The sequence below is a fragment of the Enterobacter cloacae complex sp. IR5441 genome (assembly GCF_049238215.1).
Taxonomy (GTDB): domain Bacteria; phylum Pseudomonadota; class Gammaproteobacteria; order Enterobacterales; family Enterobacteriaceae; genus Enterobacter; species Enterobacter hormaechei_C.
This window is the reverse complement of the sequence record NZ_JBMKIA010000040.1, coordinates 1-16,675: the sequence shown is the minus strand read 5'-3', so window position 1 is coordinate 16,675 and position 16,675 is coordinate 1. Positions and strand designations below refer to the sequence as shown.

Here is a 16,675-nt window from a genome sequence, read left to right as displayed (position 1 = left end):
CACTATGGATAAGAAATCTGCTCGTATCCGTCGTGCGACCCGCGCACGCCGCAAGCTCAAAGAGCTGGGTGCAACTCGCCTGGTGGTACATCGTACCCCGCGTCATATTTACGCACAGGTAATTGCACCGAACGGTTCTGAAGTTCTGGTAGCTGCTTCTACTGTAGAAAAAGCTATCTCAGAACAATTGAAGTATACCGGTAACAAAGACGCCGCAGCAGCTGTAGGTAAAGCTGTCGCTGAACGCGCTCTGGAAAAAGGCATCAGCAATGTTTCCTTTGACCGTTCCGGGTTCCAATATCATGGTCGTGTCCAGGCACTGGCAGATGCTGCCCGTGAAGCTGGCCTTCAGTTCTAAGGTAGAGGTGTAAGATGGCTCACATCGAAAAACAGGCTGGCGAACTGCAGGAAAAGCTGATCGCGGTAAACCGCGTATCTAAAACCGTTAAAGGTGGTCGTATTTTCTCCTTCACAGCTCTGACTGTAGTGGGTGATGGTAACGGTCGCGTTGGTTTTGGTTACGGTAAAGCGCGTGAAGTTCCAGCAGCGATCCAGAAAGCGATGGAAAAAGCCCGTCGCAATATGATTAACGTCGCGCTGAACAACGGTACCCTGCAACACCCAGTTAAAGGTGTTCACACGGGTTCTCGTGTATTCATGCAGCCAGCTTCCGAAGGTACCGGTATCATCGCCGGTGGTGCAATGCGCGCCGTTCTGGAAGTTGCTGGAGTTCATAACGTTCTGGCTAAAGCATATGGTTCCACCAACCCGATCAACGTGGTTCGTGCAACTATTGATGGCCTGGAAAATATGAATTCTCCAGAAATGGTCGCTGCCAAGCGTGGTAAATCCGTTGAAGAAATTCTGGGGTAATTGACCATGGCAAAGACTATTAAAATCACTCAAACCCGCAGTGCAATCGGTCGTCTGCCGAAACACAAGGCAACGCTGCTTGGCCTGGGTCTGCGTCGTATTGGTCATACCGTTGAGCGCGAGGATACTCCTGCTGTTCGTGGTATGGTCAACGCGGTTTACTTCATGGTTAAAGTTGAGGAGTAAGAGATGCGTTTAAATACTCTGTCTCCGGCCGAAGGCTCTAAAAAGGCGGGTAAACGCCTGGGTCGTGGTATCGGTTCTGGCCTCGGCAAAACCGGTGGTCGTGGTCACAAAGGTCAGAATTCTCGTTCTGGCGGTGGCGTACGTCGCGGTTTCGAGGGTGGCCAGATGCCACTGTACCGTCGTCTGCCGAAGTTCGGCTTCACCTCTCGCAAAGCAGCGATCACAGCGGAAATCCGTTTGTCTGACCTGGCGAAAGTTGAAGGCGGCGTTGTAGACCTGAACACGCTGAAAGCGGCTAACATTATCGGTATCCAGATCGAGTTCGCGAAAGTGATCCTGGCTGGTGAAGTTTCTACTCCGGTAACTGTTCGTGGCCTGCGTGTTACTAAAGGTGCTCGTGCTGCTATCGAAGCTGCTGGCGGTAAAATTGAGGAATAAGTAGCAGATGGCTAAGCAACCGGGATTAGATTTTCAAAGTGCCAAAGGTGGATTTGGCGAGCTGAAACGCAGACTGCTGTTTGTAATCGGCGCGCTGATTGTGTTCCGTATTGGCTCTTTTATTCCGATCCCTGGTATTGATGCCGCTGTACTTGCCAAACTGCTTGAGCAACAGCGAGGCACCATCATTGAAATGTTCAACATGTTCTCTGGTGGTGCTCTCAGCCGTGCTTCTATTTTCGCACTGGGTATTATGCCGTACATTTCGGCATCGATTATTATCCAGCTGCTGACGGTCGTTCATCCGGCCCTGGCAGAGTTGAAGAAAGAAGGGGAGTCTGGACGTCGTAAGATTAGCCAGTACACCCGTTACGGCACTCTGGTGCTGGCAATATTCCAGTCGATCGGTATTGCTACCGGTCTTCCGAATATGCCTGGTATGCAGGGCCTGGTATTAAACCCAGGCTTTGCATTCTATTTCACCGCTGTTGTAAGTCTGGTCACAGGGACCATGTTCCTGATGTGGCTCGGCGAACAGATTACTGAACGAGGTATCGGTAACGGTATCTCAATCATTATCTTCGCCGGTATCGTTGCGGGTCTCCCGCCGGCCATCGCCCATACTATCGAGCAAGCGCGTCAAGGCGACCTGCACTTCCTCCTGTTGCTGTTGGTTGCAGTATTAGTATTTGCAGTGACGTTCTTTGTTGTCTTCGTTGAACGTGGTCAACGCCGCATTGTGGTGAACTACGCTAAACGTCAGCAGGGTCGTCGTGTCTATGCTGCACAGAGCACACATTTACCGCTGAAAGTGAATATGGCGGGGGTTATCCCGGCTATCTTCGCTTCCAGTATTATTCTGTTCCCGGCAACCATCGCGTCATGGTTCGGGGGCGGTACTGGTTGGAACTGGCTGACAACAATTTCGCTGTATTTGCAGCCTGGGCAACCACTTTATGTGTTACTCTATGCGTCTGCGATCATCTTCTTCTGTTTCTTCTACACGGCGTTGGTCTTCAACCCGCGTGAAACAGCAGATAACCTGAAGAAGTCCGGTGCATTTGTACCAGGAATTCGTCCGGGAGAGCAAACGGCGAAGTATATCGATAAAGTAATGACTCGCCTGACTTTGGTTGGTGCGCTTTATATTACTTTTATCTGCCTGATCCCGGAGTTCATGCGTGATGCAATGAAAGTACCGTTCTACTTCGGTGGGACCTCACTGCTTATCGTTGTGGTCGTGATTATGGACTTTATGGCTCAAGTGCAAACTCTGATGATGTCCAGTCAGTATGAGTCTGCATTGAAGAAGGCGAACCTGAAAGGCTACGGCCGCTAACTGGTCGCCTGAGAAGTTACGGAGAGTAAAAATGAAAGTTCGTGCTTCCGTCAAGAAATTATGCCGTAACTGCAAAATCGTTAAGCGTGATGGTGTCATCCGTGTGATTTGCAGTGCCGAGCCGAAGCATAAACAGCGCCAAGGCTGATTATTTCGCATATTTTTCTTGCAAAGTTGGGTTGAGCTGGCTAGATTAGCCAGCCAATCTTTTGTATGTCTGTACGTTTCCATTTGAGTATCCTGAAAACGGGCTTTTCAGCATGGTGCGTACATATTAAATAGTAGGAGTGCATAGTGGCCCGTATAGCAGGCATTAACATTCCTGATCAGAAACATGCTGTGATCGCATTAACTTCGATCTATGGCGTCGGCAAGACCCGTTCTAAAGCCATTCTGGCTGCAGCGGGTATCGCTGAAGATGTTAAGATCAGTGAGCTGTCTGAAGAACAAATCGACACGCTGCGTGACGAAGTTGCCAAATTTGTCGTTGAAGGTGATCTGCGCCGTGAAATCAGCATGAGCATCAAGCGCCTGATGGATCTTGGTTGCTATCGCGGTTTGCGTCATCGTCGTGGTCTGCCAGTGCGCGGTCAGCGTACTAAGACCAACGCACGTACCCGTAAGGGTCCGCGCAAACCGATCAAGAAATAATCGGGGTGATTGAATAATGGCAAAGGCACCAGTTCGTGCACGTAAACGTGTAAGAAAACAAGTCTCTGACGGCGTGGCTCATATCCATGCTTCTTTCAACAACACCATCGTTACTATTACTGATCGTCAGGGTAACGCATTGGGTTGGGCAACAGCCGGTGGTTCCGGTTTCCGTGGTTCTCGCAAATCCACTCCGTTCGCAGCTCAGGTTGCAGCAGAGCGTTGCGCTGAAGCCGTAAAAGAATACGGCATCAAGAATCTGGAAGTTATGGTTAAAGGTCCGGGTCCGGGTCGTGAATCTACTGTTCGCGCTCTGAACGCCGCTGGTTTCCGCATCACGAATATTACTGATGTGACTCCGATCCCTCATAACGGTTGTCGTCCGCCGAAAAAACGTCGCGTATAACGCTCGTTTTTTAGGTTAGTTGGAGATAGAAAATGGCAAGATATTTGGGTCCTAAGCTCAAGCTGAGCCGTCGTGAGGGCACCGACTTATTCCTTAAGTCTGGCGTTCGCGCGATCGATACCAAGTGTAAAATTGAACAAGCTCCTGGCCAGCACGGTGCGCGTAAACCGCGTCTGTCTGACTATGGTGTGCAGTTGCGTGAAAAGCAAAAAGTTCGCCGTATCTACGGTGTGCTGGAGCGTCAGTTCCGTAACTACTATAAAGAAGCAGCACGTCTGAAAGGCAACACAGGTGAAAACCTGCTGGCTCTGCTGGAAGGTCGTCTGGACAACGTTGTATACCGTATGGGCTTCGGCGCGACTCGTGCTGAATCACGCCAGCTGGTTAGCCATAAAGCAATCATGGTAAACGGTCGTGTTGTTAACATCGCTTCTTATCAGGTTAAAGCGAATGACGTTGTTAGCATTCGTGAGAAAGCGAAAAAGCAATCTCGCGTGAAAGCCGCTCTGGAGCTGGCTGAGCAGCGTGAAAAGCCAACCTGGCTGGAAGTTGATGCTGGCAAGATGGAAGGTACGTTCAAGCGTCAGCCAGAACGTTCTGATCTGTCTGCGGACATTAACGAACACCTGATCGTCGAGCTTTACTCCAAGTAAAGCTTAGTACCAAAGAGAGGACACAATGCAGGGTTCTGTGACAGAGTTTCTAAAACCGCGCCTGGTAGATATCGAGCAAGTGAGTTCGACGCACGCCAAGGTGACCCTTGAGCCTTTAGAGCGTGGCTTTGGCCATACTCTGGGTAACGCACTGCGCCGTATTCTGCTCTCATCGATGCCGGGTTGCGCGGTGACCGAGGTTGAGATTGATGGTGTACTTCATGAGTACAGCACCAAAGAAGGCGTTCAGGAAGATATCCTTGAAATCCTGCTCAACCTGAAAGGGCTGGCGGTGAGAGTTCAGGGTAAAGATGAAGTTATTCTTACTCTGAATAAATCTGGCATTGGCCCTGTGACTGCAGCCGACATCACCCACGACGGTGATGTTGAAATCGTCAAGCCGCAGCACGTGATCTGCCACCTGACCGATGAGAACGCAGCTATTAGCATGCGTATCAAAGTTCAGCGCGGTCGTGGTTATGTGCCGGCTTCTGCCCGAATTCATTCGGAAGAAGATGAGCGCCCAATCGGCCGTCTGCTGGTCGACGCATGTTACAGCCCTGTAGAGCGTATTGCCTACAATGTTGAAGCAGCGCGTGTAGAACAGCGTACCGACCTGGACAAGCTGGTCATCGAAATGGAAACCAATGGCACAATCGATCCTGAAGAGGCGATTCGTCGTGCGGCAACCATCCTGGCAGAACAACTGGAAGCTTTCGTTGACTTACGTGATGTACGTCAGCCGGAAGTGAAAGAAGAGAAACCAGAATTCGATCCGATCCTGCTGCGCCCTGTTGACGATCTGGAATTGACTGTCCGCTCTGCTAACTGCCTCAAGGCAGAAGCTATCCACTATATCGGTGATCTGGTACAGCGTACCGAGGTTGAGTTGCTGAAAACGCCGAACCTGGGTAAAAAATCTCTTACCGAGATTAAAGACGTGCTGGCTTCACGTGGTCTGTCTCTGGGCATGCGCCTGGAAAACTGGCCACCGGCAAGCATTGCTGACGAGTAACCGGATCACAGGTTAAGGTTTTACTGAGAAGGATAAGGTCATGCGCCATCGTAAGAGTGGTCGTCAACTGAACCGCAACAGCAGCCATCGCCAGGCTATGTTCCGCAACATGGCAGGTTCACTGGTTCGTCATGAAATCATCAAGACGACCCTGCCTAAAGCGAAAGAGCTGCGTCGCGTAGTTGAGCCGCTGATTACTCTTGCCAAGACTGACAGCGTTGCTAATCGTCGTCTGGCATTCGCCCGTACTCGTGATAACGAGATCGTGGCAAAACTGTTTAACGAACTGGGCCCGCGTTTCGCGAGCCGTGCCGGTGGTTACACTCGCATTCTGAAGTGTGGCTTCCGTGCAGGCGACAACGCGCCGATGGCTTACATCGAGCTGGTTGATCGTTCAGAGAAAGCAGAAGCTGCTGCAGAGTAATCTGTAGTAACGTAAAAAAACCCGCCTCGGCGGGTTTTTTTATATCCGCAGAATCTCCACTTATCTACAATGTCTGTATCTTTTCTGCTCATCCCCTGGAGTTCATTATGTGGTTGCTCGATCAGTGGGCTGAACGCCATATTTGCGATGCCCAAAACAAAGGTGAGTTCGAAAATCTTCCCGGCAGCGGTGAGCCGCTGATTCTGGACGATGATTCACATATTTCCCCTGAATTACGGGCCGGTTATCGCTTACTGAAAAACGCAGGTTGTTTACCGCCTGAACTTCAGCAACGCAATGAAGCCGTCGAGCTTGCCGATCTGCTTAAAGGCATTCATAAGAATGACCCGCGGTACTCCGAAATCAGTCGTCGGTTAGCGCTCATCGAGCTAAAACTGCGCCAGACGGGAATGAATACTGACTTTTTGCATGGTGAGTACAGTGAAAGGTTAATGCAAAAAATAAACGAGGAGTAGCCATGTACCGCATAGGTGAACTTGCGAAGCTTGCTAACGTAACGCCGGATACTATCCGCTACTACGAAAAGCAGCAGATGATCGATCATGAGGTCAGAACGGAAGGTGGATTTCGCCTTTATACGGATAACGACCTGCAACGCCTTCGTTTTATCCGCTATGCACGGCAACTCGGCTTCACGCTGGAGTCGATCCGTGAACTGCTGTCGATCCGTATCGATCCTGAACATCATACGTGTCAGGAATCTAAAAGCATCGTTCAGGCCCGGCTGGATGAAGTTGAAGGACGCATTCAGGAGCTGCAAGCCATGCAGCGATCTCTGCAAAGGTTAAATGACGCGTGCTGCGGTACCGCTCATAGCAGTGTTTATTGCTCAATACTGGAAGCTCTTGAACAGGGCGCCAGTAGTGAAACTCAGGGTTGTTGATTTTTTATCAGCCAGGGACTAGACTCCCGCCGACATTAACTATGCTCAGGAGAAATGATGAGCCGCTATCAGCATACGAAGGGACAAATTAAGGATAACGCCATTGAGGCATTGCTTCACGACCCGCTTTTCAGACAGCGAGTGGAGAAGAACAAGAAAGGAAAAGGGAGTTATTTACGTAAAGGTAAACATGCACAACGGGGTAACTGGGAGGCCAGTGGCAAGCAAGCTAATCGCTTTTTTACCACTGGCCTTTCTGTTTCTGTCGCCTGATTAAACGCGGTTGTTCTGCTCTTTTAACAGATCGCGAATTTCAGTCAGTAAGACTTCTTCTTTAGTGGGTGCTGGCGGGGCAGCAGCCGGTTCTTCTTTTTTACGGTTAAGTCTGTTGATAAGTTTGATCGCCATGAAAATGGCAAATGCCACGATCACGAAATCAAATACGTTCTGAATGAATACGCCATAGTGCATTACAACCGCAGGGATATCGCCCTGAGCCTCCCGAAGGGTGAAGGCGAACTGTTTGAAATCAATGCCTCCAATCAACAGTCCTAACGGCGGCATAATAATGTCGGCGACTAATGATGAAACGATCTTACCGAACGCCGCACCAATAATGACACCCACAGCCAAATCCACCACATTCCCGCGCATCGCAAATTCGCGAAACTCTTTAATAAAACTCATTATGTTCTCCTTGTGCCAGCTGACGCCTATAAGTTTAACAAATGATTAGCTAATTGCCATTGGGGATAAATAATCGTTATGAAAAATAAAAGGCATGAAAATTAGAAGGTTAATATTTGGGTGCTCTCGTCTGAGCACCCAAATCATTACAGGAAGAACGGGCTTGGCTGGAATAAACGCTCGACGTCGGTAATAAATTTTTTATCGGTCAGGAACATAATAACGTGGTCACCCTGCTCAATACGTAAATTATCATTGGCGATCATGACATCGTTACCTCGTACTACAGCGCCGATAATGGTGCCTGGTGGAAGTTTAATTTCGTCGATCGCGCGACCAACAACGCGCGATGTCGTTTCATCCCCATGAGCGACGGCTTCAATGGCTTCAGCAACACCACGACGAAGAGATGACACGCCGACAATATCCGCTTTACGTACATGGCTTAGCAGGGCAGAAATGGTGGCTTGCTGAGGTGAAATAGCAATATCAATTACGCTACCCTGTACCAGGTCGACATAAGCCTTACGCTGGATAAGCACCATTACTTTTTTCGCCCCCATACGTTTAGCGAGCATGGCGGACATAATATTCGCTTCGTCGTCGTTGGTGACGGCAATAAAAAGATCAACCTGATCGATATGCTCTTCGGCCAGCAATTCCTGATCCGAAGCATCGCCATAAAACACGATAGTATTCTGAAGCTTTTCAGCCAGCTCCGACGCGCGCTGTTGATCTCGTTCGATCAGCTTCACGCTGTAGTCTTTTTCCAGCCGTCTCGCCAGACCTGCGCCAATATTACCGCCGCCAACCAGCATAATACGTTTATATGGTTTTTCGAGACGCTGAAGTTCACTCATCACCGCACGGATATGCTGAGAAGCCGCAATAAAGAAGACTTCATCCCCGGCTTCGACAATGGTGGACCCTTGCGGACGAATAGGTCTGTCGTGACGGAAAATCGCCGCAACACGCGTATCGATATGTGGCATATGCTCGCGCATTGTCGACAGGGCATTACCAATCAGCGGGCCGCCGTAATAAGCCTTCACAACCGCCAGGCTTACTTTTCCTTCCGCAAAGTTCACAACCTGCAACGCGCCCGGGTACTCAATCAGACGATAAATACTGTCGATAACCAGCTGTTCAGGGGCAATAAGATGGTCGATAGGTACTGCTTCGGAATTAAACAGCTTTTCCGCATCCCGGACATAGTCCGGGGAGCGAATGCGGGCGATGCGGTTCGGTGTGTTGAAAAGCGAGTAGGCCACCTGACATGCAACCATGTTGGTTTCATCAGAACTGGTTACTGCAACCAGCATGTCAGCATCGTCCGCGCCCGCCTCCCGAAGCACACGTGGGTGAGAGCCGTGCCCCTGTACAACACGAAGATCAAACTTGTCCTGCAAAACGCGCAGGCGATCGCCATTGGTATCCACAATGGTGATATCGTTGTTTTCGCCCACGAGATTTTCCGCCAGCGTTCCGCCAACTTGCCCTGCGCCCAGAATGATAATTTTCATCTTTCGTGACCTGTTCTCAACATCACTCTTTGATTAGCTTAGCGTAAAAGAAACCATCACCCTCTTCTGCGCCCGGCAGGTTTTGCAGACCCGGGTGCTCAGGTGTTCCCGTATCATGCAGCGTAGCGTCCGGGGTGCGTTTCAGGAAAGCCGCAATTTGCTGACGGTTCTCTTCCGGAAGAACAGAGCAGGTTGCATACACCAGGGTTCCGCCGGGTTTGAGATGCGGCCAGATGGCATCCAGAATTTCGGATTGCAACTGGGCAAGCTCCTTGATATCACGATCGCGACGCAGCCATTTGATATCGGGATGACGACGAATCACGCCGGTTGCAGAGCAAGGGGCGTCCAGCAAAATACGATCGAACCGGGTATCACCACACCAGTCTGCGGGTTTACGTCCATCGCCTTGCTTAACCTGTGCTTTCATACCCAGACGCTTGAGGTTGTCATAGACGCGTGAAAGACGCTGCTCATCAACATCCACGGCCATCACGCTGGCCTGCGGCGCCACTTCCAGAATGTGTGTTGTTTTCCCCCCTGGCGCTGCACAGAGGTCAAGGATCTGCTCCCCGTCTTTCGGTTTAAGCCAGGTCATGCAGCCCTGAGCGGATGCGTCCTGTACCGTTACCCAGCCCTCTTCAAAACCGGGTAATGCATGTACCGGTGCAGGGGAGGCTAAACGTACCGCATCAGGATAAGCAGCGTGTGTGAAGCCGCTCATTCCGGCCTCTTCCAGCAGGGCCAGCCATGCGTCGCGGGTATGATGGTTACGATTGACGCGTAACCACATCGGCGGACGTTGGTTATTGGCATCAGCAATGTCTTGCCATTGCTGTGGATAGGCTTTTTTAAGGCGATTCAGCAGCCATTCAGGGTGCAGGAAGCGCGCTTCGCTTTGCGCAAATTCTGCCAGCAGTTCGTCCTGCTGACGCTGGAACTGACGCAGCACGCCGTTAATCAAACCTTTCAGTTGAGGACGTTTAATCGCAACGGCACCCTCCACTGTCTCAGCCAGCGCAGCATGAGGTGGAATGCGGGTATGAAGAAGCTGGTAGAAACCGACCATGATCAAATAATGCACGGTACGCTGCTTGCCGCTCATCGGGCGTGACATCAGCTTATTAATTAACCATTCAAGCTGAGAGAGGGTGCGCAGCACGCCAAAGCACAGCTCCTGAAGCAGTGCTTTGTCTTTATCGGAAACCTTTTGTTGCAGCGGAGGCAGGACATTACTCAGTGACTGGCCCTGCTCGATAACCTGCTCAACGGCCTGAGCCGCCATAGTGCGTAGATTTTGTCTTTTCATAACCGTAAAAATAAAAATGCCCGGAAACACCGGGCCTTAAGAGTAAATTTGTTCAGGCAAGGCGATTGCCAGGGATGAACCATTCACGACGGGAATTTAATAGATCCTGCGCGCTCATTGCCTTTTTACCGGCCGGTTGCAGCGATTCAAGATTCAGGATCCCTTCTCCGGTCGCAACCTGGATACCGTTTTTGCTGGCGTCGATAATCGTACCGGGCTCTGCCGAAGTATTGCCGTTAATAACTGAAGCTTTCCAGACTTTCACTGGCTGCTCATCAATCATCAACCAGCTCATCGGCCATGGATTAAAGGCGCGGATACAGCGTTCGAGTTGAGCTGCTGACAGGGACCAGTCGATCCGGGCTTCTTCTTTACTCAGTTTTTCAGCATAGGTCACCTGTGCCTCATCCTGCACTTCAGGTGTCGCTGTATTGTCAGCAAGCTGTTGCAACGTCTCAATCAGCCCCTGCGGACCGAGATCCGCCAGCTTGTCATACAGCGTGGCGCTGGTATCTTCTGCGGTAATGGGACACGCCAGTTTATACAGCATGTCGCCCGTGTCTAAACCTACGTCCATCTTCATGATTGTCACGCCAGTTTCAGCATCGCCTGCCCACAGAGCGCGCTGAATAGGGGCTGCACCACGCCAGCGTGGGAGCAAGGAACCATGAACGTTAACACAGCCCAGGCGGGGCATATCGAGTACCGCTTTCGGCAGAATGAGGCCGTAAGCCACAACTACCATCACGTCAGCGTTCAGGTCTGCCACTAACTGCTGGTTTTCCTGAGGTCGTAATGATGCAGGCTGGAAAACCGGCAAACCATGCGTTTCTGCCAGCACTTTAACCGGGCCAGGCATCAATTTTTTACCGCGGCCAGCCGGACGATCAGGCTGAGTAAATACGCCAACAATCTGATGACCAGACGATAGCAGCGCGTCGAGATGACGCGCCGCAAAATCAGGGGTACCCGCGAAGATTATACGTAGTGATGTAGACACGTTATTCCTTGTATCCGGGGGGCGTTAAGCGCGAGAACGTAAACGATCCAGTTTCTCAACTTTCTGACGAATACGCTGTTGCTTCAGCGGTGAGAGGTAATCGATAAACAGCTTACCGACCAGGTGATCCATCTCATGCTGAATGCAAATCGCCAGCAGATCGTCGGCTTCCAGCTCAAACGGATTGCCGTCACGATCCAGTGCGCGGATTTTAACTTTTTCGGCACGTGGCACCAAAGCGCGCTGTTCAGGGATAGACAGACAGCCTTCCTCAATACCTGTTTCGCCGCTTTTTTCCAGCATCTCAGGGTTGATCAGCACCAGGCGCTCATCACGATTTTCAGAAACGTCGATCACAATAATACGTTTGTGAATGTCTACCTGGGTCGCGGCAAGGCCAATGCCTTCTTCAGCGTACATGGTATCGAACATATCATCGACGATACGCTGAATTTCTGCATTCACTTCTTTAACCGGTTCCGCGACGATGCGAAGGCGCTCGTCAGGAATATGTAACACTTGCAAAACTGCCATAAAATTCCAGAGTCGTGTTCAGGAGTTGATAAGAATATTACTTCTATTCTAGACAAATCCCCGGTCGATTGACAGCATCAGTGACCAATCGCAAAGATTGCTGAGGCTGCTTATGGCAGGGAAAAGGATGACGTCCACAGAGATATGGTTACGGCTTATAAACATCGGGTCGTTATACGGTGACGCGATGCTGGAGATTGCGCAGAGGCTGCTTCGCCAGGCAACCGTCGATGCTGAAGCTGTCAACGCGTCAGGGCTTTCGCCCAAACATGCCGTAAAGTTTTTTTCGTTCAGCGAGAGTGAGCTTGAACGTAGTCTGGAATGGCTGGAACACGCCGACAACCACCTTCTCACGGCGGATGATCCTCGCTTCCCGCCATTGTTGCGTTCTATACCTGATTTTCCCGGGGCGCTCTTTGTGCGAGGCCGCGTCGGCGTGCTTAACAGCATGCAGCTTGCGGTTGTGGGCAGCCGTGCGCCCTCGTGGTATGGCGAGCGTTGGGGGAAAATGCTCAGTGAACAGCTGTCCCAATGTGGCTTTACGATCACCAGTGGCCTGGCTTGCGGCATCGACGGTGTGGCACATCATGCGGCGTTGTCAGCAAAAGGGCGAAGTGTCGCCGTGCTTGGCAATGGTCTTTTTAGTCTCTATCCGCGTCGTCATCACATTCTGGCTGAGCAACTTATCGCTTCAGAGGGGGCGATAGTGTCTGAGTTTTCACTTTCGACATCGCCCAGACCGGGTAACTTTCCCCGGCGTAACCGGATCATCAGCGGGTTGAGCCTGGGCGTGCTGGTGGTCGAAGCTGCGATTCGGAGTGGATCGCTTGTTACCGCCAGGTGCGCACTGGAGCAGGGGCGTGAAGTTTTTGCGCTACCCGGCCCGTTGGGGAACCCTGGCTGCGAAGGCCCTCACTGGCTGATAAAACAGGGGGCGACGCTGGTGACCTGTAAAGAGGATATCCTGGAAAATTTGCAGTATGGATTGCATTGGTTGCAGGATGATCTCCAAAAGCGACATATTTCATCGGATCAGGAGGCAGTAGCATTGCCATTTCCCAAGCTCCTGGCTAACGTAGGAGATGAGGTAACACCTGTTGACGTTGTCGCTGAACGTGCCGGCCAACCTGTGCCAGTAACGGTAGCACAGCTACTCGAACTGGAGTTAGCAGGGTGGATCGCAGCTGTACCCGGCGGCTATGTCCGATTAAGGAGGGCATGCCATGTTCGACGTACTGATGTATTTGTTTGAGACTTACATCCACAACGAAGCAGAAATGCAGGTGGATCAGGACAAATTAACACGGGATCTGACCGACGCAGGTTTTGAGCGGGAAGATATTTATAATGCGTTGATGTGGCTGGATAAGTTGGCTGATTATCAGGACGGCCTCGCCGAACCGATGCAGCTTGCTTCTGACCCATTGTCTGTGCGCATCTATACAGCTGAAGAGTGTGAAAGGCTGGATGCCAGCTGCCGGGGATTCATTTTATTCCTCGAGCAGATTCAGGTGCTAAACCTCGAAACGAGAGAGATGGTGATAGAGCGCGTCATGGCGCTGGATACTGCTGAATTTGAACTGGAAGATCTCAAATGGGTGATCCTGATGGTTCTATTCAACATCCCAGGCTGTGAAAATGCCTATCAGCAAATGGAAGAATTACTCTTTGAAGTGAATGAAGGTATGCTGCATTAATTCTATGTGCAGCAACAAGAGTTGTTATGGCCAAATCAGCACTCTTCACGGTGCATAAAAACGAGCCCTGCCCACAGTGTGGGGCTGAACTTGTTATTCGGTCCGGGAAACACGGTCCGTTTCTCGGTTGTTCACACTATCCGGAATGTGATTATGTCCGTCCCCTGAAAAGCCAGGCGGACGGACATATCGTCAAAATTCTGGAGGGACAGCTTTGTCCACTCTGTGGCGGCGAACTGGCGCTGCGGCAGGGGCGGTTCGGGATGTTTATCGGATGCAGCCGCTATCCGGAATGTGAACATACGGAACAAATTGATAAACCAGATGAAACGGCAATTGCCTGCCCTCAGTGCCAGCGTGGTCAATTGGTGCAGCGCCGCTCTCGTTATGGCAAGACCTTCCATTCGTGCGATCGCTATCCTGAATGCCAGTTCGTTATCAATTTCAAACCAGTAGCGGGCGTCTGCCCTCATTGCGATTATCCGTTACTTATAGAAAAGAAAACCGCGCAAGGCTTGAAACGCTTTTGCGCCAGTAAACAATGTGGAAAGCCGGTTTCGGCGGATCAAATCAGTGAATAATAACCTGCCATCAGGCTCCATCGCGCAGGCGGTGGACATCCTGAAAAAAGAAGAAGTCATCGCCTATCCAACAGAAGCCGTTTTCGGGGTCGGGTGCGATCCTGACAGCGAAGTCGCCGTTAACCGTCTGCTGGCGCTAAAACAGCGGCCTGTCGAAAAAGGATTGATTTTGATCGCTGCGAACTACGAGCAGCTTAAGCCTTATATTGATGATTCCATGCTGACGCCTGCACAGCGGGAAACCATTTTCTCTGTGTGGCCAGGTCCCGTTACGTTTGTCTTTCCTGCACAACCGACAACGCCGCGCTGGTTAACCGGGCGTTTCGATTCACTCGCGGTACGCGTTACCGACCATCCCTTGGTGGTGGAGTTATGCCAGGCATTTGGTAAACCCCTGGTTTCAACCAGCGCCAACCTGACCGGGCTTCCCCCTTGTCGGACAACAGAAGAAGTTCTGGCGCAGTTCGGGAATGATTTCCCTGTAGCCGTGGGTGAAACCGGGGGTCGTCTTAACCCGTCAGAAATTCGCGATGCCTTGACCGGCGAACGTTTTCGCCAGGGATAATGTTATGGAAACCTATGCTGTTTTTGGTAACCCGATCGCGCACAGCAAGTCGCCTCTGATCCATCAGCTGTTTGCAGAGCAATTGCAGATAGATCACCCGTATGGTCGGGTTCTTGCGCCTGTTGATGCATTTATACCGACGCTGAATAGCTTTTTTGATGCGGGTGGTAAAGGTGCGAACGTCACGGTGCCTTTTAAAGAAGAGGCTTTCGGGCGTGCGGATGAGCTGACCGAGCGTGCGTCGCTCGCTGGTGCCGTCAATACCCTTAAGCGGCTTGAAGATGGTCGCCTTCTGGGCGATAACACCGATGGCATAGGTTTACTCAGCGATCTGGAACGACTGTCGTTTATTAAACCAGGCTTTCGGATCCTGCTGATCGGCGCGGGTGGCGCGTCGCGCGGCGTATTGCTTCCTCTTCTTTCGCTGGATTGTGCGGTGACAATCACCAACCGTACCTTCTCCAGAGCAGAAGAACTGGCGGCGTTGTTCGCACACACAGGCAGCGTAACTGCGGTAGCACTTGACGATCTCGCGAGTCACGAATTTGATCTTGTGATTAATGCCACCTCAAGCGGCATTAATGGAGAGATCCCGGCGATTCCTGCATCCCTGGTTCATTCCCACATCTACGGCTATGACATGTTTTATCAAAAAGGGAAAACGCCATTTCTGACCTGGTGTGAACAACAGGGGGCAAAACACGTGGCTGATGGTCTGGGCATGCTGGTGGGGCAGGCGGCTCATGCGGTGCTACTCTGGCATGGCGTGTTACCTGCTGTAGAACCGGTGATCGAAAAGCTGAAACAGGAACTGATGGCATGAATCAGGCGATTCATTTTCCCGACAGAGAAATCTGGGATGAAAATAAGCAAGCGGTTTGTTTCCCGGTGCTGGTGCATGGAATGCAGCTCACCTGTGCGATTAAAGGGGAGACGTTGCATCAGCGCTTTGGTGGTTCAGATCCGTTAGCGGTCTTTTGCGAAAATCGCTGGGATCTGGAAGAGGAAGCCAGCGATTTGATCCGCGATCAGCAGGAAGACGATCAGGGTTGGGTCTGGTTATCCTGATCCAGATAGTCATTCTTCCATTTAACGTAATTGTTCGCTGAGTATTTCAATCCTTCGATCTCCGCCTCTTTTAGGGGGCGGATCTGTTTAACCGGACTGCCTAAATAGAGATAGCCACTTTCCAGACGTTTGTTTTGCGGAACAAGGCTTCCTGCGCCAATCATTACGTCATCTTCTACTATGACGCCATCCAGCAAAATCGATCCCATCCCAACGAGCACCCTGTTACCGATTGTGCAGCCGTGGAGCATCACTTTATGACCGACGGTGACATCTTCCCCAATGATGAGCGGATTGCCCTCAGGGTTATAAGATGACTTATGAGTCACATGCAGCACGCTGCCGTCCTGAATATTGGTGCGTGCACCGATCGCAACGTAGTTAACATCGCCCCGGATCGCGACGAGTGGCCAGATGCTGACATCCTCGGCCATGCGAACATCACCAATGACCACGCTGCTGGTATCGATCATCACGCGATCGCCTTTTTGGGGGAACAGATCTTTATAAGGACGTAATACTGCAAACATATCTACCTCGATACAGATGAGCGCTATTAAAGAAGACTTTGATCGTATTCCTGGATCGAGGCAAGGCAAAATGCGTCAATTTTTAAGCGGATCGGGTGGGTTTTCAGCGAAAAGAACGGAAAATCATCAGTTGGAAAAAAAGATCTAAAAAATACTTGTGCTAAAAACTGGGATCCCTATAATGCGCCTCCATCGACACGGCGGATGTGAATCACTTCACAGATAACCCGGTCGGCTGAAGAGAAAAAATCCTGAAATAACGGGTTGACTCTGAAAGAGGAAAGCGTAATAT

26 protein-coding genes are annotated in these 16,675 nt (G+C 51.0%); 20 read left to right on the top strand and 6 right to left on the bottom strand.

The window, feature by feature from the left end; translation table 11 throughout:
- Positions 1-4: 4 nt before the first annotated feature.
- The 14 genes from rplR to ACOTX5_RS23450 all read left to right on the top strand — a co-directional run bounded on the left by rplR (position 5) and on the right by ACOTX5_RS23450 (position 7,162).
- Complete coding sequence (rplR, locus tag ACOTX5_RS23515; RefSeq protein ID WP_003863297.1) at positions 5-358, top strand: 50S ribosomal protein L18; 354 nt, start codon at positions 5-7, stop codon at positions 356-358.
- Between the two features lie 14 nt (positions 359-372).
- Positions 373-873, top strand: a complete 501-nt coding sequence (rpsE, locus tag ACOTX5_RS23510; RefSeq protein WP_003863299.1) for a 30S ribosomal protein S5 — start codon at positions 373-375, stop codon at positions 871-873.
- Positions 874-879: 6 nt separating this feature from the next.
- The gene (gene rpmD, locus ACOTX5_RS23505) at positions 880-1,059 is read left to right on the top strand and encodes a 50S ribosomal protein L30 (protein ID WP_003863301.1); all 180 of its coding nucleotides are present in this window, start codon (positions 880-882) and stop codon (positions 1,057-1,059) included.
- A 3-nt stretch (positions 1,060-1,062) separates the two neighbouring features.
- Positions 1,063-1,497: a 50S ribosomal protein L15 gene (gene rplO, locus ACOTX5_RS23500; RefSeq protein ID WP_003863304.1), complete on the top strand. Its 435-nt coding sequence runs from the start codon at positions 1,063-1,065 to the stop codon at positions 1,495-1,497.
- 7 nt (positions 1,498-1,504) lie between these two features.
- On the top strand, positions 1,505-2,836 hold the full coding sequence (gene secY / locus ACOTX5_RS23495) for a preprotein translocase subunit SecY (RefSeq protein ID WP_003863305.1): 1,332 nt from the start codon (positions 1,505-1,507) through the stop codon (positions 2,834-2,836).
- A 31-nt stretch (positions 2,837-2,867) separates the two neighbouring features.
- Positions 2,868-2,984: a 50S ribosomal protein L36 gene (gene rpmJ / locus ACOTX5_RS23490; protein ID WP_000868187.1), complete on the top strand. Its 117-nt coding sequence runs from the start codon at positions 2,868-2,870 to the stop codon at positions 2,982-2,984.
- Between the two features lie 146 nt (positions 2,985-3,130).
- Positions 3,131-3,487 carry a 30S ribosomal protein S13 gene (rpsM, locus tag ACOTX5_RS23485; protein WP_003863308.1) on the top strand — a complete coding sequence of 119 codons (357 nt, stop codon included), beginning with the start codon at positions 3,131-3,133 and terminating at the stop codon, positions 3,485-3,487.
- Positions 3,488-3,503: 16 nt separating this feature from the next.
- Positions 3,504-3,893, top strand: coding sequence for a 30S ribosomal protein S11 (rpsK, locus tag ACOTX5_RS23480; RefSeq protein ID WP_003863312.1), 390 nt, complete (start codon positions 3,504-3,506; stop codon positions 3,891-3,893).
- 32 nt (positions 3,894-3,925) lie between these two features.
- Positions 3,926-4,546: a 30S ribosomal protein S4 gene (gene rpsD, locus ACOTX5_RS23475; RefSeq protein ID WP_003863314.1), complete on the top strand. Its 621-nt coding sequence runs from the start codon at positions 3,926-3,928 to the stop codon at positions 4,544-4,546.
- A 25-nt stretch (positions 4,547-4,571) separates the two neighbouring features.
- Entirely contained in the window at positions 4,572-5,561 is a 990-nt protein-coding gene (locus ACOTX5_RS23470; RefSeq protein ID WP_002919219.1) for a DNA-directed RNA polymerase subunit alpha, read from the top strand.
- A 40-nt stretch (positions 5,562-5,601) separates the two neighbouring features.
- The gene (gene rplQ, locus ACOTX5_RS23465) at positions 5,602-5,985 is read left to right on the top strand and encodes a 50S ribosomal protein L17 (protein WP_001216368.1); all 384 of its coding nucleotides are present in this window, start codon (positions 5,602-5,604) and stop codon (positions 5,983-5,985) included.
- A gap of 107 nt (positions 5,986-6,092) precedes the next feature.
- A complete protein-coding gene (locus tag ACOTX5_RS23460; protein ID WP_039269637.1) occupies positions 6,093-6,461 on the top strand; it encodes a DUF1992 domain-containing protein in 369 nt (122 codons plus the stop codon).
- A 2-nt stretch (positions 6,462-6,463) separates the two neighbouring features.
- Entirely contained in the window at positions 6,464-6,889 is a 426-nt protein-coding gene (gene zntR, locus ACOTX5_RS23455) for a Zn(2+)-responsive transcriptional regulator (RefSeq protein ID WP_003863328.1), read from the top strand.
- A 57-nt stretch (positions 6,890-6,946) separates the two neighbouring features.
- The gene (locus ACOTX5_RS23450; RefSeq protein ID WP_017383729.1) at positions 6,947-7,162 is read left to right on the top strand and encodes an alternative ribosome-rescue factor A; all 216 of its coding nucleotides are present in this window, start codon (positions 6,947-6,949) and stop codon (positions 7,160-7,162) included.
- On the opposite strand, the gene mscL is transcribed toward ACOTX5_RS23450, so the two are convergent.
- The 5 genes from mscL to def all read right to left on the bottom strand — a co-directional run bounded on the left by mscL (position 7,163) and on the right by def (position 11,942).
- Positions 7,163-7,576: a large-conductance mechanosensitive channel protein MscL gene (gene mscL, locus ACOTX5_RS23445; protein WP_003863335.1), complete on the bottom strand. Its 414-nt coding sequence runs from the start codon at positions 7,574-7,576 to the stop codon at positions 7,163-7,165.
- A gap of 146 nt (positions 7,577-7,722) precedes the next feature.
- Entirely contained in the window at positions 7,723-9,099 is a 1,377-nt protein-coding gene (gene trkA / locus ACOTX5_RS23440) for a Trk system potassium transporter TrkA (RefSeq protein ID WP_003863337.1), read from the bottom strand.
- A 22-nt stretch (positions 9,100-9,121) separates the two neighbouring features.
- Positions 9,122-10,408 carry a 16S rRNA (cytosine(967)-C(5))-methyltransferase RsmB gene (gene rsmB, locus ACOTX5_RS23435; protein WP_045911901.1) on the bottom strand — a complete coding sequence of 429 codons (1,287 nt, stop codon included), beginning with the start codon at positions 10,406-10,408 and terminating at the stop codon, positions 9,122-9,124.
- A gap of 52 nt (positions 10,409-10,460) precedes the next feature.
- Complete coding sequence (gene fmt / locus ACOTX5_RS23430; protein WP_017693884.1) at positions 10,461-11,408, bottom strand: methionyl-tRNA formyltransferase; 948 nt, start codon at positions 11,406-11,408, stop codon at positions 10,461-10,463.
- A gap of 24 nt (positions 11,409-11,432) precedes the next feature.
- Positions 11,433-11,942: a peptide deformylase gene (gene def / locus ACOTX5_RS23425; RefSeq protein WP_015571402.1), complete on the bottom strand. Its 510-nt coding sequence runs from the start codon at positions 11,940-11,942 to the stop codon at positions 11,433-11,435.
- A gap of 127 nt (positions 11,943-12,069) precedes the next feature.
- On the opposite strand from def, the gene dprA reads away from it, so the two are divergent.
- From dprA to ACOTX5_RS23395, 6 genes are read left to right on the top strand one after another with little or no spacing between them, the layout of a single operon-like run.
- Complete coding sequence (gene dprA / locus ACOTX5_RS23420; protein WP_045911900.1) at positions 12,070-13,194, top strand: DNA-protecting protein DprA; 1,125 nt, start codon at positions 12,070-12,072, stop codon at positions 13,192-13,194.
- Complete coding sequence (gene smg / locus ACOTX5_RS23415; protein ID WP_000460665.1) at positions 13,166-13,639, top strand: DUF494 family protein Smg; 474 nt, start codon at positions 13,166-13,168, stop codon at positions 13,637-13,639. Before dprA ends, smg begins: the two co-directional genes overlap by 29 nt.
- A 26-nt stretch (positions 13,640-13,665) precedes the next feature.
- On the top strand, positions 13,666-14,220 hold the full coding sequence (locus ACOTX5_RS23410) for a type I DNA topoisomerase (protein ID WP_017383725.1): 555 nt from the start codon (positions 13,666-13,668) through the stop codon (positions 14,218-14,220).
- Positions 14,213-14,785 carry an L-threonylcarbamoyladenylate synthase type 1 TsaC gene (tsaC, locus tag ACOTX5_RS23405; protein WP_017693886.1) on the top strand — a complete coding sequence of 191 codons (573 nt, stop codon included), beginning with the start codon at positions 14,213-14,215 and terminating at the stop codon, positions 14,783-14,785. Before ACOTX5_RS23410 ends, tsaC begins: the two co-directional genes overlap by 8 nt.
- A gap of 4 nt (positions 14,786-14,789) precedes the next feature.
- Positions 14,790-15,608, top strand: coding sequence for a shikimate dehydrogenase (aroE, locus tag ACOTX5_RS23400; protein ID WP_023295517.1), 819 nt, complete (start codon positions 14,790-14,792; stop codon positions 15,606-15,608).
- On the top strand, positions 15,605-15,853 hold the full coding sequence (locus ACOTX5_RS23395) for a DUF1488 domain-containing protein (protein ID WP_015571398.1): 249 nt from the start codon (positions 15,605-15,607) through the stop codon (positions 15,851-15,853). The genes aroE and ACOTX5_RS23395 overlap by 4 nt, the downstream gene beginning before the upstream one ends.
- On the opposite strand, the gene ACOTX5_RS23390 is transcribed toward ACOTX5_RS23395, so the two are convergent.
- On the bottom strand, positions 15,829-16,383 hold the full coding sequence (locus tag ACOTX5_RS23390) for a gamma carbonic anhydrase family protein (protein ID WP_023295516.1): 555 nt from the start codon (positions 16,381-16,383) through the stop codon (positions 15,829-15,831). The genes ACOTX5_RS23395 and ACOTX5_RS23390 overlap by 25 nt on opposite strands.
- Positions 16,384-16,675 lie beyond the last annotated feature (292 nt).

What these genes read in the sequence shown, in the direction of transcription:
- rplR (WP_003863297.1), top strand. Translation starts at nt 5, where the DNA reads ATGGATAAGAAATCTGCTCGTATCCGTCGTGCGACCCGCGCACGCCGC.
- rpsE (WP_003863299.1), top strand. Translation starts at nt 373, where the DNA reads ATGGCTCACATCGAAAAACAGGCTGGCGAACTGCAGGAAAAGCTGATC.
- rpmD (WP_003863301.1), top strand. Translation starts at nt 880, where the DNA reads ATGGCAAAGACTATTAAAATCACTCAAACCCGCAGTGCAATCGGTCGT.
- rplO (WP_003863304.1), top strand. Translation starts at nt 1,063, where the DNA reads ATGCGTTTAAATACTCTGTCTCCGGCCGAAGGCTCTAAAAAGGCGGGT.
- secY (WP_003863305.1), top strand. Translation starts at nt 1,505, where the DNA reads ATGGCTAAGCAACCGGGATTAGATTTTCAAAGTGCCAAAGGTGGATTT.
- rpmJ (WP_000868187.1), top strand. Translation starts at nt 2,868, where the DNA reads ATGAAAGTTCGTGCTTCCGTCAAGAAATTATGCCGTAACTGCAAAATC.
- rpsK (WP_003863312.1), top strand. Translation starts at nt 3,504, where the DNA reads ATGGCAAAGGCACCAGTTCGTGCACGTAAACGTGTAAGAAAACAAGTC.
- rpsD (WP_003863314.1), top strand. Translation starts at nt 3,926, where the DNA reads ATGGCAAGATATTTGGGTCCTAAGCTCAAGCTGAGCCGTCGTGAGGGC.
- ACOTX5_RS23470 (WP_002919219.1), top strand. Translation starts at nt 4,572, where the DNA reads ATGCAGGGTTCTGTGACAGAGTTTCTAAAACCGCGCCTGGTAGATATC.
- rplQ (WP_001216368.1), top strand. Translation starts at nt 5,602, where the DNA reads ATGCGCCATCGTAAGAGTGGTCGTCAACTGAACCGCAACAGCAGCCAT.
- ACOTX5_RS23460 (WP_039269637.1), top strand. Translation starts at nt 6,093, where the DNA reads ATGTGGTTGCTCGATCAGTGGGCTGAACGCCATATTTGCGATGCCCAA.
- zntR (WP_003863328.1), top strand. Translation starts at nt 6,464, where the DNA reads ATGTACCGCATAGGTGAACTTGCGAAGCTTGCTAACGTAACGCCGGAT.
- ACOTX5_RS23450 (WP_017383729.1), top strand. Translation starts at nt 6,947, where the DNA reads ATGAGCCGCTATCAGCATACGAAGGGACAAATTAAGGATAACGCCATT.
- mscL (WP_003863335.1), bottom strand. Translation starts at nt 7,576, where the DNA reads ATGAGTTTTATTAAAGAGTTTCGCGAATTTGCGATGCGCGGGAATGTG.
- trkA (WP_003863337.1), bottom strand. Translation starts at nt 9,099, where the DNA reads ATGAAAATTATCATTCTGGGCGCAGGGCAAGTTGGCGGAACGCTGGCG.
- rsmB (WP_045911901.1), bottom strand. Translation starts at nt 10,408, where the DNA reads ATGAAAAGACAAAATCTACGCACTATGGCGGCTCAGGCCGTTGAGCAG.
- def (WP_015571402.1), bottom strand. Translation starts at nt 11,942, where the DNA reads ATGGCAGTTTTGCAAGTGTTACATATTCCTGACGAGCGCCTTCGCATC.
- dprA (WP_045911900.1), top strand. Translation starts at nt 12,070, where the DNA reads ATGACGTCCACAGAGATATGGTTACGGCTTATAAACATCGGGTCGTTA.
- smg (WP_000460665.1), top strand. Translation starts at nt 13,166, where the DNA reads ATGTTCGACGTACTGATGTATTTGTTTGAGACTTACATCCACAACGAA.
- ACOTX5_RS23410 (WP_017383725.1), top strand. Translation starts at nt 13,666, where the DNA reads ATGGCCAAATCAGCACTCTTCACGGTGCATAAAAACGAGCCCTGCCCA.
- aroE (WP_023295517.1), top strand. Translation starts at nt 14,790, where the DNA reads ATGGAAACCTATGCTGTTTTTGGTAACCCGATCGCGCACAGCAAGTCG.
- ACOTX5_RS23395 (WP_015571398.1), top strand. Translation starts at nt 15,605, where the DNA reads ATGAATCAGGCGATTCATTTTCCCGACAGAGAAATCTGGGATGAAAAT.
- ACOTX5_RS23390 (WP_023295516.1), bottom strand. Translation starts at nt 16,383, where the DNA reads ATGTTTGCAGTATTACGTCCTTATAAAGATCTGTTCCCCCAAAAAGGC.